The sequence below is a fragment of the Enterobacter sp. MG-EB028 genome (assembly GCF_056673305.1).
Map to the genome: position 1 here is coordinate 2,863,409 of NZ_CP195079.1, position 14,888 is coordinate 2,878,296.

The window sequence follows — 14,888 nt, forward strand, 5'->3', positions numbered from 1 at the left end:
TTTGTTAACATTATATTAACTCAGCGTACCAGTTTATTAATTGTTCAGATTGCAGGTTGCGAAGCGCGTCACTCTTTTTTTTCGTTTTATCCGTAAAAAAACAGAGACAGCGGCTGAGCCGCTGTCTCTTTCCTAATAATAACAGTAAGTTACTCAGTTACGATCGTTTGCACCTGTGCAGGGCCCGGGTTATACCATCCCCATCCCGGATAACCGTAACGATAAGGATGTGGACCCCACATCCACGGATCGATTGGCTGAGGCGGCATCACCACCTGCTGTGCGAGCCGCCAGCGCTTATAGCCGTTCACCTGCAGGGTCATAAATTTGTACGGCGTGTTGCCGATTTTGCCCTGCACCGAACCGGTAATCGGTCCGACGACGGTCACCAGCTGTCCGCGAAAATCGACCGGATCGAGGAAGCCATTCACGTCAGCATAGATACGCCCGCGAGAGGCTTCACCGAGGACGGGCCGCGCGCCGCTATCGAGCGGTACGGTGGCGATTTCCAGACGGGTTTTCCCCTGCTGGTTCTGCACGTCGATCACTTTCCCGCCAAAGCGGGCTTCCTGGCCGACGTAAAGCTCGGGCGCATTCATCACCCGAACCAGATCCTGCTGTGGCGTCGGGCTGCTGCCCTTGATCGCATCAGGTACGGTTACGCAACCGCTCAGTGCTATGGCAACCGCGCCTGCCATAAAAAGGCGTACTACTTTAGTCTGAACCGCCATGATGCGACTCCTTTTTCTCAGTTCCTGTTACTGAGATTCACTCGCGGCCCGGAAGTTTCTTCCACGCGACGGTGTTTCGCAAATAAACCGGTTCCGCATGTTCAACGGCAACGGTTTTTCCTTCCGCAAGCATCTGACGGGCAATCGGGAGCATATCTTCTGCCGCCGGCAGGAGCATGTTGCCGTCCACCAGCGTCACGCCTGTGCCGCTCGCCATCTCCGGCCACGCCGGCCAGCCCGTGCCGACCGTCGCCCACTCGCCGGACAGCTGCTTCAGGCGTTCAGTCACGGCTTCAGGCTTAAGCACCGCTTCCGTCTCTTCGCCGTGCCAGACGCCGTTTTCATCGCGGGTATATTCCGCCCAGTAAACTTCGCCCATGCGGGCATCAATAGCGGCGAGCACGCGGGTCGCGCCCGTCATGCGCCAGGCCCCCTGCGCCATCGTGGCGAGCGTAGAGACGCCGATCATCGGCAGATCAGCGCCGAGCGCGAGCCCCTGCGCAATACCAATGCCAATACGTACGCCCGTAAAGCTGCCGGGACCGCGGCCAAAGGCCAGGGCATCGAGGTCGGTTAAGGCGGTATTGCCCTGGGTTAAAATGGCTTTTACCAGGGGCAGAATACGCTGGGTGTGTTCCCGGGGACACTCTTCGAAATGGGCAGAAACAGCACCGTCGTTCAACAGAGCAACAGAGCAAGCCTCTGTCGCGGTATCAATAGCCAGAATTCGCATCAGTCGTCGCGCTCTCGCAAGGGTCAGTCACAAAATGGCGCGCATCTTAGCACACTCCGGGGCGAATTACTCCGCCGTTGGGTTTGCCAGAAAGCGCACCGCGCGTTTAATGTCCCGCGTACGCGGGGCGGGCGGCAGGCTGGCGAGGAAGGTCGCACCGTAAGGACGCATAACCAGCCGGTTATCACAAATGACCAGCACGCCGCGATCGGTGACGTCGCGGATCAGACGCCCTACCCCTTGCTTCAGGGTAATGACCGCATCCGGTAGCTGAACCTCGTCAAACGGATCGCCCCCGCGCAGGCGGCAGTCCTCCATCCGCGCTTTAAGCAGCGGATCGTCCGGCGACGTGAACGGCAGCTTATCGATGATCACCAGCGAGAGCGTGTCGCCGCGCACGTCCACCCCTTCCCAGAAGCTGCTGGTCGCCACCAGCAGGGCGTTACCGGCGCTGACAAACTGCTGGAGCAGCTGCCCTTTGCTGGTTTCCCCCTGCAGCAGCACCGGCAGGGTCATGGTGGCGCGAAACTGCTCGGCGAGGTCGCGCATCATGGCGTGTGAGGTGCAGAGCATAAAGCAGCGCCCGTTGTTGGCCTCAATCATCGGCTTGAGCATCGCCGCGAGAAGCCGCGCCGCACCCGGCTGGTTCGGCAGCGGCAGATTGCGCGGCACGCACAGCAGCGCCTGCTTTTCGTAATCAAACGGGCTGGGCAGCAGCAGTGATTCCGCCTGCTCAATGCCGAGGCGCTCGGTGAAGTGGTGCAGATCGTCATTGACCGACAGGGTGGCGGAGGTGAAGATCCAGCTTCCCGGCTTCTGCGCCATCACCTCTTTGAATTTATCGGCCACCGCCAGCGGCGTGAGCGCCAGGGTAAAGTGGCGCGAGGTACATTCGTACCAGTAGCTGTACCCAGGCTGATTGATCTCTTTCAGCCGTTTCAACCGACCGCGATACAGCGTGGCGCGCTCGAAGGCGGCGTCAAGCAGCGCCGAGCGTCCGAGGGACAGCTTCGCCACGTCGTAGCATAGTTCCAGGGCATCATCGAGCAGCAGCAGCGCACGCTGGATATTTTTGTCCGCCAGCAGCTCGCGCAGGTTGCCGCGATAGCCCGGCTCGCCTAGCTGTAAGCGGAAATCCTGAGCGCTTTGCGCCAGGCGGTCGGCGCACTTCTGCAGCTGCTGGGTATCTTTGAGTTCGGTCCGGTAGGCAATGGTGAAATCTTTTGCCAGATCCTGAAGCTGGCGGCTGGAAAGCGACTGGCCGAAATACTGGCTGGCGATATCCGGAAGCTGATGGGCTTCATCGAAGATCATCACATCCGCCTCCGGGATCAGCTCGCCAAAACCGCTGTCCTTAACCACCATGTCCGCGAGGAACAGGTGGTGGTTCACCACCACAACGTCTGCATCCATCGCGGTTTTACGCGCTTTCACCACAAAGCAGTCTTTATACAGCGGGCAGTCGCTGCCGAGGCAGTTGTCGTTGGTGCTGGTTACCAGCGGCCAGGCCGGGGAATCTTCCGGCACGCTCGCGCAGGTGCTGATATCGCCCTCTTCGGTCTGGTTCGCCCAGGCGCGCAGAATAATGACGTCGCTCAGGGTTTGTACCGGCAGATCGCCACCCGCCAGCGCCTGCTGTTCAAGTCGCTCCAGGCAAAGGTAGTTTGAGCGCCCTTTCAGCAGCGCCAGGCGTCCTTTGTATTTCAGCTCTTTTGCTACGGTAGGCAGATCGCGGCTGTAGAGCTGATCCTGCAGCGCTTTCGATCCGGTGGAAATAATCACCTTCTTTTTCGCGCGCAGCGCAGGCGCAAGGTAAGCATAGGTTTTACCCGTGCCGGTTCCGGCCTCGACCACCAGCGGCTGAGCCTTATCGATGGCGCGTGCAACGGCGTGCGCCATCTGACGCTGAGGCTCACGGGGCTTGAAGCCGGGGATCGCCTGCGCTAATTGACCTTCAGGGGAAAAATCGTCTGCCACGTTGCTCTCTCACTGTATTTTTGCACAGGGATTATGTCAGCCCATTCTCTCCTGTGCCACCCCAAATAGTGACGACAGTGGAACAATATGGCAGTCTTGCCGCCTGACGACGAAAAATAACGAGGAAACGTTTATGACAATTGTGCGCATTGATGCCGAAGCCCGCTGGTCTGATGTGGTGATCCATAACCAGACGCTCTACTACACCGGAGTACCCGCTAACCTGGACGCGGACGCGTTCGAACAAACGGCTAATACCCTGGCGCAGATTGATGCCGTGCTGGAAAAACAGGGCAGCCACAAATCCCGGATTCTGGATGCGACCATTTTCCTGGCCAATAAAGATGATTTCGCGGCGATGAACAAAGCCTGGGATGCATGGGTAGTGGCGGGGCACGCCCCCGTACGCTGCACCGTACAGGCCACATTGATGAAACCGGAATATAAGGTTGAGATTAAGATTATCGCGGCAGTTTAAGCCCGATTACTCTTCATCTTCATCCTCGAAACGCGCCACGATCCGCTCGCCGGTATGCGTGGCGCGCAGTTCTTCCGCCACCTGGGAAATCGCCTGTCCGCTGCTCATCCCCTGGGACATCAGTTCCTGGATTCGCTCAACCGCTTTCTGCTGCTGTTCATGGCTCAGAGAAGGTAAACCTGCAAACATCGTCAACTCCTGCTAAATTATTCGCGCTAATTATTTCACGCTGCCCGGTAGTATGCCACACATGAACATGCGCTTCCCCACTGTTATTACCTTGCCCTGGCGTGCAGACGCCGCTGAATTCTGGTTTGCCCGCCTGAGCCATCGTCCGTTTGCGATGCTGCTGCATTCCGGTCATGCGGACCACCCCTATAGCCGCTTCGATATTCTGGTGGCCGATCCGGTGAAGACGCTGACAACCGATGACCTGTCGTTAACGGACGATCCGCTGGTGCAGCTTCAGCAAGCCATTAACGCACTGGGCTTATCTGCCACACCGAATCCGGACCTCCCCTTTCAGGGGGGCGCGCTGGGCCTGTTTGGTTACGATCTGGGTCGCCGTTTCGAAACGCTGCCGGAGCATGCGCAGGCTGATATTTCCCTGCCGGACATGGCCGTGGGGCTGTATGACTGGGCGTTAATTGTCGATCACCAGAAACGAACGGTTTCCCTTCTGAGCCATCAAGACGTGCAGGCGCGTCTGGCCTGGCTTGAGGCGCAGCAGCCTGCCCCGGCGCGGACGTTTACGCTCACCTCCGGCTGGCGCTCGAACATGACCTCAGCGGAATACGCCGAAAAATTCGCGCGCGTTCAGTCGTATCTGCAAAGCGGCGACTGCTATCAGGTTAACCTCGCCCAGCGTTTTCAGGCGACGTATCAGGGGGACGAGTGGCAGGCCTTTATCCGTCTCAATGCCAGCAACAGGGCACCGTTCAGCGCGTTCGTACGCCTGGAACAGGGGGCGGTCCTTAGCCTGTCGCCGGAGCGCTTTATTCATCTCGCGGAGGGCATGATTCAAACCCGCCCGATTAAAGGCACGCTACCGCGTCTTGCGGACCCTGATGCCGATCGCCGGCAGGCGGAAAAACTCGCCGCATCACCGAAAGATCGTGCCGAAAACCTGATGATTGTCGACCTGATGCGTAACGATATTGGCCGGGTCGCCGCACCAGGCAGCGTGCGCGTGCCGGAACTGTTCGTCGTCGAGCCTTTCCCGGCGGTGCATCATCTGGTCAGTACCATTACCGCGCGTCTGCCCGCCTCTCGCACCGCCTGCGATCTGCTCCGCGCCGCGTTTCCGGGCGGCTCCATCACCGGCGCGCCAAAAATTCGCGCCATGGAAATCATCGACGAGCTGGAACCGCACCGCCGCAACGCCTGGTGCGGCAGCATCGGCTATATCAGCCTGTGCGGCACCATGGATACCAGCATTACCATTCGCACGCTGACGGCCTGCGGCGGCAATCTATACTGCTCTGCGGGCGGCGGCATTGTGGCGGACAGCCAGGTCGAGGCGGAATATCAGGAAACCTTTGATAAGGTGAACCGTATCCTGAAACAACTGGAGAACTAACGGTGGAGAAAGAGAACCTGACGCTGGATGATTTTCTGTCGCGCTTTCAGCTATTGCGGCCGCAGGTCAACCGCGAGGCGCTGAATCAGCGCCAGGCGGCGGTGCTGATCCCGGTGGTGCGTCGGGAACAGCCGGGCCTGCTGCTTACGCAGCGCTCGCCGCATATGCGCAAACACGCCGGTCAGGTGGCCTTCCCGGGAGGCGCGGTGGACAGCACCGATGCGTCGCTGATTGCCGCCGCGCTGCGGGAAGCGCAGGAAGAGGTGGCTATTCCTCCTGAAAAGGTCGAGGTCATCGGCGTGCTGCCGCCGGTCGACAGCGTCACCGGCTTTCAGGTCACACCCGTGGTCGGCATTATCCCGCCTGGCCTGCAGTATCACGCCAGCGTCGACGAAGTCTCTGCGGTGTTTGAAATGCCGCTTGAAGAGGCGCTCCGGCTAAGTCGCTATCATCCGCTGGATATCCATCGCCGGGGGCATGACCATCGGGTCTGGTTGTCCTGGTATCAGCATTATTTTGTCTGGGGCATGACGGCGGGCATTATTCGTGAACTGGCGCTGCAAATCGGCCTGAAGCCTTGACTATACTTTACATTCCATGCTTTTTTGCAGGTTTGCGATCCGCGTCGCGCTATTAGCAAAACCCATCGTCAACCATTAGTTTAATTCATGTGAATAGTTAAGCCGAGGTCGGTGTTCCCTCTTACACTATGCGCAGTTATAACATCGTTACTGGAACCCCGGTAACCCTGTCAGGAGTGTGAAAGTGATTAGTATATTCGACATGTTCAAAGTGGGGATTGGTCCTTCTTCTTCCCACACTGTAGGGCCGATGAAGGCCGGTAAACAGTTCGTCGATGATCTGGTCGAAAAAGGATTACTGGAAAGCGTTACCCGTGTCGCCGTAGACGTTTACGGTTCACTGTCATTAACGGGTAAAGGCCACCACACCGATATCGCCATTATTATGGGTCTGGCGGGCAATATGCCGGACACTGTTGATATTGATGCCATCCCGGCATTCATCCGCGACGTGGAAGCGCGCGGCCGCCTGCTGCTGGCTAACGGTCAGCACGAAGTGGATTTCCCACAGGATGACGGCATGCGTTTTCGCAGCGACAACCTGCCGCTGCATGAAAACGGCATGACTATCCACGCCTGGAGCGGCGAAAAAGAGATCTACAGCAAAACCTACTACTCCATCGGCGGTGGCTTCATCGTTGACGAAGAGCATTTTGGTAAAGAGAGCGCGGGCGACGTGAACGTGCCCTATCCGTTCAAATCGGCCACCGAAATGCTGGGCTACTGCAAAGAAACCGGTCTGTCGCTGTCCGGCATGGTGATGCAGAACGAACTGGCGCTGCACAGCAAAAAAGAGATCGAGGACTATTTTGCCAACGTGTGGCAAACCATGCGCGCCTGTATTGACCGCGGGATGAACACCGAAGGCGTCCTGCCTGGGCCACTGCGCGTGCCGCGTCGTGCCTCTGCCCTGCGCCGTATGCTGGTGACCACCGACAAGTTCTCTAACGACCCGATGAACGTGGTCGACTGGGTTAACATGTTTGCCCTCGCGGTAAACGAAGAGAATGCTGCGGGTGGTCGCGTCGTGACTGCGCCAACCAACGGTGCGTGCGGGATCGTCCCGGCTGTGCTGGCCTACTACGATCACTTTATTGAGCCCGTGACGCCGGATATCTATATCCGTTATTTCCTCGCGGCAGGCGCTATTGGCGCGCTGTACAAGATGAATGCGTCCATTTCAGGCGCTGAAGTGGGCTGTCAGGGTGAAGTGGGCGTAGCCTGCTCCATGGCGGCGGCCGGTCTGGCCGAGCTGCTGGGTGCAAGCCCTGAACAGGTTTGCGTGGCGGCGGAAATTGGCATGGAGCATAACCTCGGTCTGACCTGTGACCCGGTCGCGGGCCAGGTGCAGGTGCCGTGCATTGAGCGTAACGCGATTGCTTCCGTCAAAGCGATTAACGCCTCGCGCATGGCGATGCGCCGTACCAGCGAACCACGCGTGTCGCTGGATAAGGTAATCGAAACCATGTACGAAACCGGCAAAGACATGAACGCGAAGTACCGTGAGACGTCGCGCGGCGGTCTGGCCATTAAGGTGCAGTGCGACTAATCCTCTCTTTCGCCCATCCGCAACGGATGGGCGAATTTCTCCCTTCATTCTCGTCTCTTCCTTCTTTCCCCACTACACTTTTACGGTCGCGGCTGCTCGCGCACTGCCTGATATCAGGCAGCGGCTAAGTATTGGACTCGTTGCGAAAGGGGTTGAGAGAAGCGGAGGCGGTATTAACGCCACAATGGCAGGCGGGAAACTCCTCCCCGCCAGCACATCATAACGGGCACATCGTACCCGTTAAGCAGACTTATTCATCTTCGTCGTGTGCAGACTGTTCTTTAACAATGCGGACCAGATCGACGCGGTAGTCGTTGGCTTCCACGATAGTGATGTGCAACGGAGGAAGCTCGATTACATCTCCGACGCGCGGGATCTGACCGTTTACGGCGATAACCAGACCCGCCACGGTTGCGATGTCTTCTTCGTCGTTAACCACGTTTTCCAGCCCCAGCGTGTGCGAAAGCGCGTGCAGGTCGGTCGCACCTTTGACCAGCCAGCCTTCGCCGTCGGCCACAATCTCAGGCGTTTCGTCTTCATCCGGGAATTCACCGGCAATCGCTTCGAGCACGTCCAGCGGCGTCACCAGCCCCTGTACCACACCAAACTCGTTGGTGACGATAACAAAGCTACCGCGCGCGCGACGCAATACGCCCAGCAGGTTGATCGGATCCAGCGTTTCCGGCACGACAATCGCCGGCGACGAAGCTGCAATCGCCTCTACGTTGACGCCCTCTTCCAGCGCCACCAGCATCTCTTTTGCCCGCACGACGCCGATGATCTCATCCAGCTCACCGCGGCATACCGGGAACAGGCTGTGCGGTGAAGAGAGCAATTGCTGACGAATTTCATCTACGCTCAGGTTCGCATCCACCCAGCTAATTTCCCCGCGCGGCGTCATGATGCCGCGCAGCGAGCGGGAGGCAAGGGAGAGCACGCCGTTAATCATGTAGCGCTCCTCTTCCACAAACGCCCCTTCCGGGACCGGCACCGGGTTACGGTTTTCGGAATCAGACTGGACGTTCACCTGGCGACGCCCTCCCATCAGGCGCAGAATGGCGTCCGCCGTACGGGCGCGCAGCGGCTGATTTGACTGCTGCTTAATAAAGTTACGGCGCGCAATCTGGTTGAACAGTTCGATCAGAATCGAGAAGCCAATCGCGGCGTACAGGTAGCCTTTCGGAATATGGAAGCCAAAACCTTCCGCCACCAGGCTCAGACCAATCATCAGCAGGAAGCTCAGACAGAGCACGACCACCGTCGGATGCTGGTTGACGAAGCGCGTCAACGGTTTCGAGGCCAGCAGCATTACCGCCATAGCAATGACCACAGCCGCCATCATCACCGGCAGATGGTTCACCATACCGACTGCAGTAATAACCGCATCCAGCGAGAAGACCGCATCCAGCACCACAATTTGCAGTACCACGACCCAGAAGCTGGCATAGCCTTTACCGTGCCCATCATCGTGCTGACGGTTTTCCAGCCGTTCATGTAGCTCCGTCGTCGCTTTGAACAGCAGGAATATCCCCCCGATCAGCATGATCAAATCACGCCCGGAGAAGGTGTAATCCATGACGGAGAACAGCGGTTTGGTCAACGTGACCATCCAGGAGATGACGGAGAGCAGCCCCAGTCGCATGACCAGCGCCAGCGACAGACCAATCAGACGCGCTTTATCACGCTGTTTTGGCGGCAGTTTGTCCGCAAGGATGGCGATAAACACCAGGTTATCAATACCGAGAACGATCTCCAGTACGACCAGCGTGAGCAGTCCCACCCAGATTGACGGGTCCATTAAGAATTCCATGACAAGCTCCTGCTAAAGGAATGACAAAACGGTGCCCCACTCAACGTGGGCAAATATAAGGCAGACAGAGTCGATACGTGGCGTGGTTCGCCGGTGAAAAAGGCGCGGAATGGCCTGGTAGATGACTGACGTCGGTGACGGTCCATATAGTGGGCTGTGGCCCTATACTCCTGAACAATTAAACGGAGGCTAAACATATCAGACACAATGCATTTTTAGCAAAGATTTACGTTCCTTTGCAAAGATCTGTAACACAGTGGCTGTACCCTTAAGATAAATCTGTCGTGTGTAGCTAAATTACGGATCTTCATCACATAAATTATTTTTTCACTATCTAAAATAATTCGCGGAAGTCTTAGTTTTTGAACTCTAACCCTTATCTGAATCGATTCGGTTCGCCAATACGATTCTCAGTACGTCTGCCCGGCAGGCGTATTAATGATAATAAAAGGAGGTAGCAAGTGACCATTGCTATTGTCATAGGCACACATGGTTGGGCTGCTGAGCAGCTACTCAAAACGGCAGAGATGCTGTTGGGCGAGCAGGAAAACGTCGGCTGGATCGATTTCGTTCCCGGTGAAAATGCCGAGACGCTTATTGAGAAGTACAACGCTCAACTCGCGAAGCTGGATACCAGCAAAGGCGTGCTGTTTCTCGTCGATACATGGGGCGGCAGTCCGTTTAACGCTGCCAGCCGCATTGTCGTCGATAAAGAGCATTATGAAGTCGTCGCCGGGGTTAACATTCCCATGCTGGTGGAAACCTTTATGGCGCGCGACGACAACCCGAGCTTCGATGAGCTGGTCGCGCTGGCCGTTGAAACCGGTCGTGAAGGCGTGAAAGCCCTGAAGGCTCAGCCGGTTGAAAAACCTGCCCCTGCCCCGGCTGCGGCGGCACCGAAAGCGGCGGCACCGGCAAAACCGATGGGACCGAACGATTACATGGTTATCGGCCTTGCGCGTATTGATGACCGCTTAATCCACGGGCAGGTGGCGACACGCTGGACCAAAGAGACCAACGTTCGCCGCATCATCGTCGTCAGCGACGAAGTGGCCGCTGATACCGTCCGTAAAACCCTTCTGACTCAGGTTGCACCACCGGGCGTTACCGCGCACGTGGTGGATGTCGCCAAGATGATCCGCGTTTACAACAACCCGAAATATGCGGGCGAGCGCGTGATGCTCCTGTTTACTAACCCGACAGACGTCGAGCGCATTGTTGAAGGCGGCGTGAAAATTACCTCCGTGAACATCGGCGGTATGGCTTTCCGTCAGGGCAAAACGCAGGTCAACAACGCGATTTCAGTCGATGCGAAAGATATCGAGGCGTTCAACAAGCTGAATGCCCGCGGTATTGAGCTGGAAGCCCGTAAAGTTTCCACTGACCCGAAACTGAAAATGATGGATTTGATCGGTAAAGTTGGGAAATAAGCCCGCGCCGGTTTTTCACATAAAGCTTATGTCATAGGAGAAGTACAATGGAGATTACCACTCTTCAGATTGTGCTGGTGTTCATCGTCGCGTGTATTGCGGGTATGGAATCCGTACTTGATGAATTTCAGTTCCACCGCCCTCTGGTGGCCTGTACGTTGATTGGTGCCGTTTTGGGTGATATGAAAACCGGTATCATCATCGGCGGTACGCTGGAAATGATCGCCCTCGGCTGGATGAACATCGGTGCTGCCGTTGCGCCCGATGCCGCGCTGGCCTCTATCATCTCGACCGTTCTGGTTATTGCCGGTCATCAGAGTATCGGTGCAGGTATCGCCCTGGCCATTCCTCTTGCCGCAGCGGGCCAGGTGCTGACTATTATCGTGCGTACCATCACCGTTGCGTTCCAGCATGCGGCGGATAAGGCGGCCGAAAATGGCAACCTCACGGCACTCTCCTGGATCCACGTTTCGTCTCTGTTCCTGCAGGCGATGCGTATCGCGATCCCGGCGGTTATCGTTGCGATTTCTGTCGGCACCAGCGAAGTTCAGGGCATGCTGAATGCGATCCCTGAAGTGGTCACCAGCGGTCTGAACATCGCGGGTGGTATGATCGTCGTGGTGGGTTACGCAATGGTCATCAACATGATGCGCGCAGGCTACCTGATGCCGTTCTTCTACCTCGGCTTCGTCACCGCCGCCTTCACCAACTTCAACCTGGTTGCACTGGGTGTGATTGGTGCCGTGATGGCGATTCTCTACATCCAGCTCAGCCCGAAATATAACCGCGTTGCGGGTGCCCCAGCGCAGGCTGCTGGTAACAACGATCTCGATAACGAACTGGACTAACAGGTGAGCGAAATGGTTGATATGACAAAAACTACCACCGAGAAAAAACTCACTCCGGGTGATATTCGTGGCGTGTTCATCCGTTCTAACCTGTTTCAGGGTTCATGGAACTTCGAACGTATGCAGGCGCTGGGCTTCTGCTTCTCCATGGTACCGGCGATCAAACGCCTGTATCCGGAAAACAACGAAGCGCGTCGTCAGGCGATTAAGCGTCACCTGGAATTCTTCAACACCCATCCTTACGTCGCGGCTCCTGTTCTGGGCGTGACGCTGGCAATGGAAGAGCAGCGTGCGAACGGCGCGGAGATTGACGATGGTGCCATCAACGGTATCAAAGTCGGTCTGATGGGTCCGCTGGCCGGCGTGGGCGACCCTATCTTCTGGGGTACCGTTCGCCCGGTCTTCGCGGCGCTGGGTGCCGGGATCGCGATGAGCGGCAGCCTGCTCGGTCCTCTGCTGTTCTTCATCCTGTTCAACGCGGTGCGTCTGCTGACCCGTTACTACGGCGTGGCGTACGGCTACCGTAAGGGCGTGGACATCGTTAAGGATATGGGCGGCGGCTTCCTGCAGAAACTGACCGAGGGGGCGTCAATTCTCGGCCTGTTTGTGATGGGGGCGCTGGTTAACAAATGGACGCATGTGAACATCCCGCTGGTGGTTTCGACCATCACCGGTCAGGATGGTCAGACCCGCGTCACCACCGTGCAGACGATTCTGGACCAGCTGATGCCTGGCCTGGTGCCGCTGCTGTTGACCTTCGCCTGTATGTGGCTGCTGCGTAAGAAAGTGAACCCGCTGTGGATCATCGTTGGCTTCTTCGTCATCGGTATCGCGGGCTACGCTGTCGGCCTGCTGGGCCTGTAAGACATTGCGTTATCGACCGGGGGCTTGCCCCCGGTCTTTTTATCTGGAGGATGAATGACTGTTACGGACATCGTACTGGTTTTATTTATTGTTGCCCTTCTGGCTTACGCGATCTATGACGAGTTCATAATGCCTCGCCGCCACGGCGAGACGCTGCTGGCCCTTCCCCTCTTGCGCCGAGGACGCATTGATGCGTTTATCTTCGCGGGCCTGGTGGTCATTCTGATATACAATAACGTGACCAGCCACGGTGCAATATTAACCACATGGTTATTATGTGCGCTGGCATTAATGGCGATTTACCTTTTCTGGATCCGCTCGCCAAAACTCATTTTTAAAAAACACGGATTCTTCTTCGCCAACATATGGATAGAATATAACCGTATTAAAGAGATGAATTTATCCGAAGACGGCGTGTTAGTGATGCAATTAGAACAACGCCGCCTGCTCATCCGGGTCAAAAATATTGATGACCTTGAAAAAATCTACAACTTACTCGTTAAAACTCAATGAGTTATTATTATAACCTCGGCTATATATTGTGATATTCTTTCGCAAAGAATATAGCCGTTGCTATATCTTCCCTCCTCATTGACTTATATTTATTAACGATATTTTCACGCATAAATCTAAATGAAAATCGTTATCAAAAAGGCGAATAAATTAAGCCTTTATCATTGTTGTTTTATATTCTCAAAATATGTTAAGGTTGCGCCCGTCGTTGGGGAGTAGCCGATTTCCTGCACGCAGGAAATGTACGTGTCAACATACTCGTTGAAAAACGTGGCGCGTACGGATCGCTTTCAGCACACTTACCGTGCAAAAGGGATCAGGCGAGACCATAGATACATCAACTGCTGTTTACTGGGGGCAGTGATGTGTCATATGGATATCCCCGGTCTGGACGCTCTTATGAACATCTCCGCTACGATCCTTCTCGCTTTTGGCATGTCCATGGACGCATTTGCGGCTTCCATCGGCAAAGGCGCCACGCTTCACAAACCTAAATTCTCAGAAGCTCTGCGCACCGGTCTGATCTTTGGTGCCATCGAAACGCTGACGCCGCTCATTGGCTGGGGTTTGGGCATGCTCGCCAGCCAGTTCGTGCTGGAGTGGAACCACTGGATTGCGTTCGTCCTGCTGGTATTTCTCGGTGGCCGAATGGTGATTGAAGGTTTTCGCGGGAATGATGATGAAGATGAAGCACCGCTGCACCGCCACGGTTTCTGGCTGCTGGTCACTACGGCAATTGCCACCAGCCTGGACGCCATGGCCGTCGGGGTGGGTCTGGCGTTCCTGCAGGTCAATATTATCGCCACCGCGCTGGCCATCGGCTGTGCAACGTTGATTATGTCCACGCTGGGCATGATGGTTGGACGGTTTATCGGCCCGCTGCTGGGTAAACGCGCCGAGATCTTAGGCGGTATTGTGCTGATCGGCATTGGTGCCCAGATCCTCTGGGCACACTTCGCGCCTTAAGCGTCGCGCTGCCAGACGTGGATACTGAAATCCGTCTGGCAGCCAAACGTCGTTCGAGCCGCTAACGCATCCCATACTTCCGGTTTTGCCCGCCACGCGAACGGCGTCATTTGCAGCAGGGCTACCGCCTCTTCACCGTTTAAATTCATTTCATACGCCACTGACTGCTCCTGCTTCAGCGTAAAGCCTGTCAGCTGTTCAGAGTGCGGGGCATGCAGACGCACCTCGTCGTAAATGAGCCCTTTCAGCTCCATCAGGTGACGCGGGCCCGGCGTGACGGTTATCACCCACCCTCCGGGCTTCACCACGCGCGCCAGCTCTTCTGCTTTACACGGCGCGTAAATGCGGATAACGGCGTCCATACTGACATCCTCAAACGGCAGCCGGTGGCTGGATGCCACGCAGAACGTCACGCCAGCGTAACGTTTAGCCGCCGCGCGGATCGCCACTTTCGACACGTCGAGACCGAATGTCACGGCCCCCTTTTCACGCACCACATCCGCAAACCGTGCGGTGTAGTACCCTTCCCCGCAGCCGATATCAAGCATGGCGGACGCCGAATCAGGCAACATGTCATTCAGCATCTGCGCTACCGTTTCCCGCAGCGGCAGATAGTGTCCGGCATCGAGAAACGCCCTGCGCGCCTGCATCATCTCTGCGCTATCGCCCGGATCGCGGGAGCGCTTGTGCTGCACCGGAAGAAGATTCACATACCCTTCTTTCGCCATATCAAACTGGTGTCCCTGCGGACAGGCATAACTTTTATCTGAGCGCGTCAGGGACGCGTGGCAAAGGGGACAGCTGAAGGACATGACAACTCCGGGAGATA

15 protein-coding genes are annotated in these 14,888 nt (G+C 56.6%); 9 read left to right on the top strand and 6 right to left on the bottom strand.

Annotated elements, in window-relative coordinates; genetic code table 11:
• Positions 1 to 149 precede the first annotated feature (149 nt).
• The 3 genes from ACR42C_RS13605 to yoaA form a co-directional block, all read right to left on the bottom strand.
• A complete protein-coding gene (locus ACR42C_RS13605; protein ID WP_479984222.1) occupies positions 150 to 731 on the bottom strand; it encodes a Slp family lipoprotein in 582 nt (193 codons plus the stop codon).
• A 37-nt stretch (positions 732 to 768) separates the two neighbouring features.
• On the bottom strand, positions 769 to 1,464 hold the full coding sequence (gene tsaB, locus ACR42C_RS13610) for a tRNA (adenosine(37)-N6)-threonylcarbamoyltransferase complex dimerization subunit type 1 TsaB (RefSeq protein ID WP_320720304.1): 696 nt from the start codon (positions 1,462 to 1,464) through the stop codon (positions 769 to 771).
• Between the two features lie 66 nt (positions 1,465 to 1,530).
• Positions 1,531 to 3,441, bottom strand: coding sequence for a DNA repair helicase YoaA (gene yoaA, locus ACR42C_RS13615; protein ID WP_479984223.1), 1,911 nt, complete (start codon positions 3,439 to 3,441; stop codon positions 1,531 to 1,533).
• Positions 3,442 to 3,574: 133 nt separating this feature from the next.
• On the opposite strand from yoaA, the gene ACR42C_RS13620 reads away from it, so the two are divergent.
• Complete coding sequence (locus ACR42C_RS13620; RefSeq protein WP_252030264.1) at positions 3,575 to 3,919, top strand: RidA family protein; 345 nt, start codon at positions 3,575 to 3,577, stop codon at positions 3,917 to 3,919.
• Between the two features lie 6 nt (positions 3,920 to 3,925).
• Here the strand turns inward: ACR42C_RS13620 and ACR42C_RS13625 are convergent, their stop codons facing one another.
• Positions 3,926 to 4,108, bottom strand: coding sequence for a YoaH family protein (locus tag ACR42C_RS13625; RefSeq protein WP_008500497.1), 183 nt, complete (start codon positions 4,106 to 4,108; stop codon positions 3,926 to 3,928).
• A gap of 61 nt (positions 4,109 to 4,169) precedes the next feature.
• On the opposite strand from ACR42C_RS13625, the gene pabB reads away from it, so the two are divergent.
• The 3 genes from pabB (at position 4,170) to sdaA (ending at position 7,628) form a co-directional block, all read left to right on the top strand.
• Entirely contained in the window at positions 4,170 to 5,498 is a 1,329-nt protein-coding gene (gene pabB / locus ACR42C_RS13630; RefSeq protein ID WP_479984224.1) for an aminodeoxychorismate synthase component 1, read from the top strand.
• Positions 5,499 to 5,500: 2 nt separating this feature from the next.
• Entirely contained in the window at positions 5,501 to 6,079 is a 579-nt protein-coding gene (locus tag ACR42C_RS13635) for a CoA pyrophosphatase (RefSeq protein ID WP_116339264.1), read from the top strand.
• Positions 6,080 to 6,263: 184 nt separating this feature from the next.
• Positions 6,264 to 7,628 carry an L-serine ammonia-lyase gene (gene sdaA / locus ACR42C_RS13640; protein ID WP_028013531.1) on the top strand — a complete coding sequence of 455 codons (1,365 nt, stop codon included), beginning with the start codon at positions 6,264 to 6,266 and terminating at the stop codon, positions 7,626 to 7,628.
• A 250-nt stretch (positions 7,629 to 7,878) separates the two neighbouring features.
• Here sdaA and yoaE read toward each other — a convergent pair whose 3' ends face one another.
• Positions 7,879 to 9,438, bottom strand: a complete 1,560-nt coding sequence (gene yoaE, locus ACR42C_RS13645; protein ID WP_116339262.1) for a CNNM family cation transport protein YoaE — start codon at positions 9,436 to 9,438, stop codon at positions 7,879 to 7,881.
• Between the two features lie 461 nt (positions 9,439 to 9,899).
• On the opposite strand from yoaE, the gene manX reads away from it, so the two are divergent.
• The 5 genes from manX to mntP all read left to right on the top strand — a co-directional run bounded on the left by manX (position 9,900) and on the right by mntP (position 14,059).
• Positions 9,900 to 10,868: a PTS mannose transporter subunit IIAB gene (gene manX, locus ACR42C_RS13650; protein ID WP_163329887.1), complete on the top strand. Its 969-nt coding sequence runs from the start codon at positions 9,900 to 9,902 to the stop codon at positions 10,866 to 10,868.
• A gap of 47 nt (positions 10,869 to 10,915) precedes the next feature.
• Positions 10,916 to 11,716: a PTS mannose transporter subunit IIC gene (gene manY / locus ACR42C_RS13655; RefSeq protein WP_003859914.1), complete on the top strand. Its 801-nt coding sequence runs from the start codon at positions 10,916 to 10,918 to the stop codon at positions 11,714 to 11,716.
• 12 nt (positions 11,717 to 11,728) lie between these two features.
• Positions 11,729 to 12,580: a PTS mannose transporter subunit IID gene (locus ACR42C_RS13660; protein WP_006810994.1), complete on the top strand. Its 852-nt coding sequence runs from the start codon at positions 11,729 to 11,731 to the stop codon at positions 12,578 to 12,580.
• Positions 12,581 to 12,634: 54 nt separating this feature from the next.
• Entirely contained in the window at positions 12,635 to 13,093 is a 459-nt protein-coding gene (locus ACR42C_RS13665) for a DUF986 family protein (protein WP_479984225.1), read from the top strand.
• A 399-nt stretch (positions 13,094 to 13,492) separates the two neighbouring features.
• Complete coding sequence (gene mntP, locus ACR42C_RS13670) at positions 13,493 to 14,059, top strand: manganese efflux pump MntP (RefSeq protein WP_061099650.1); 567 nt, start codon at positions 13,493 to 13,495, stop codon at positions 14,057 to 14,059.
• Here the strand turns inward: mntP and rlmA are convergent.
• Positions 14,056 to 14,871, bottom strand: a complete 816-nt coding sequence (gene rlmA, locus ACR42C_RS13675) for a 23S rRNA (guanine(745)-N(1))-methyltransferase (protein WP_116339256.1) — start codon at positions 14,869 to 14,871, stop codon at positions 14,056 to 14,058. The two genes, mntP and rlmA, sit on opposite strands and share 4 nt — an antisense overlap.
• Positions 14,872 to 14,888: the final 17 nt, after the last annotated feature.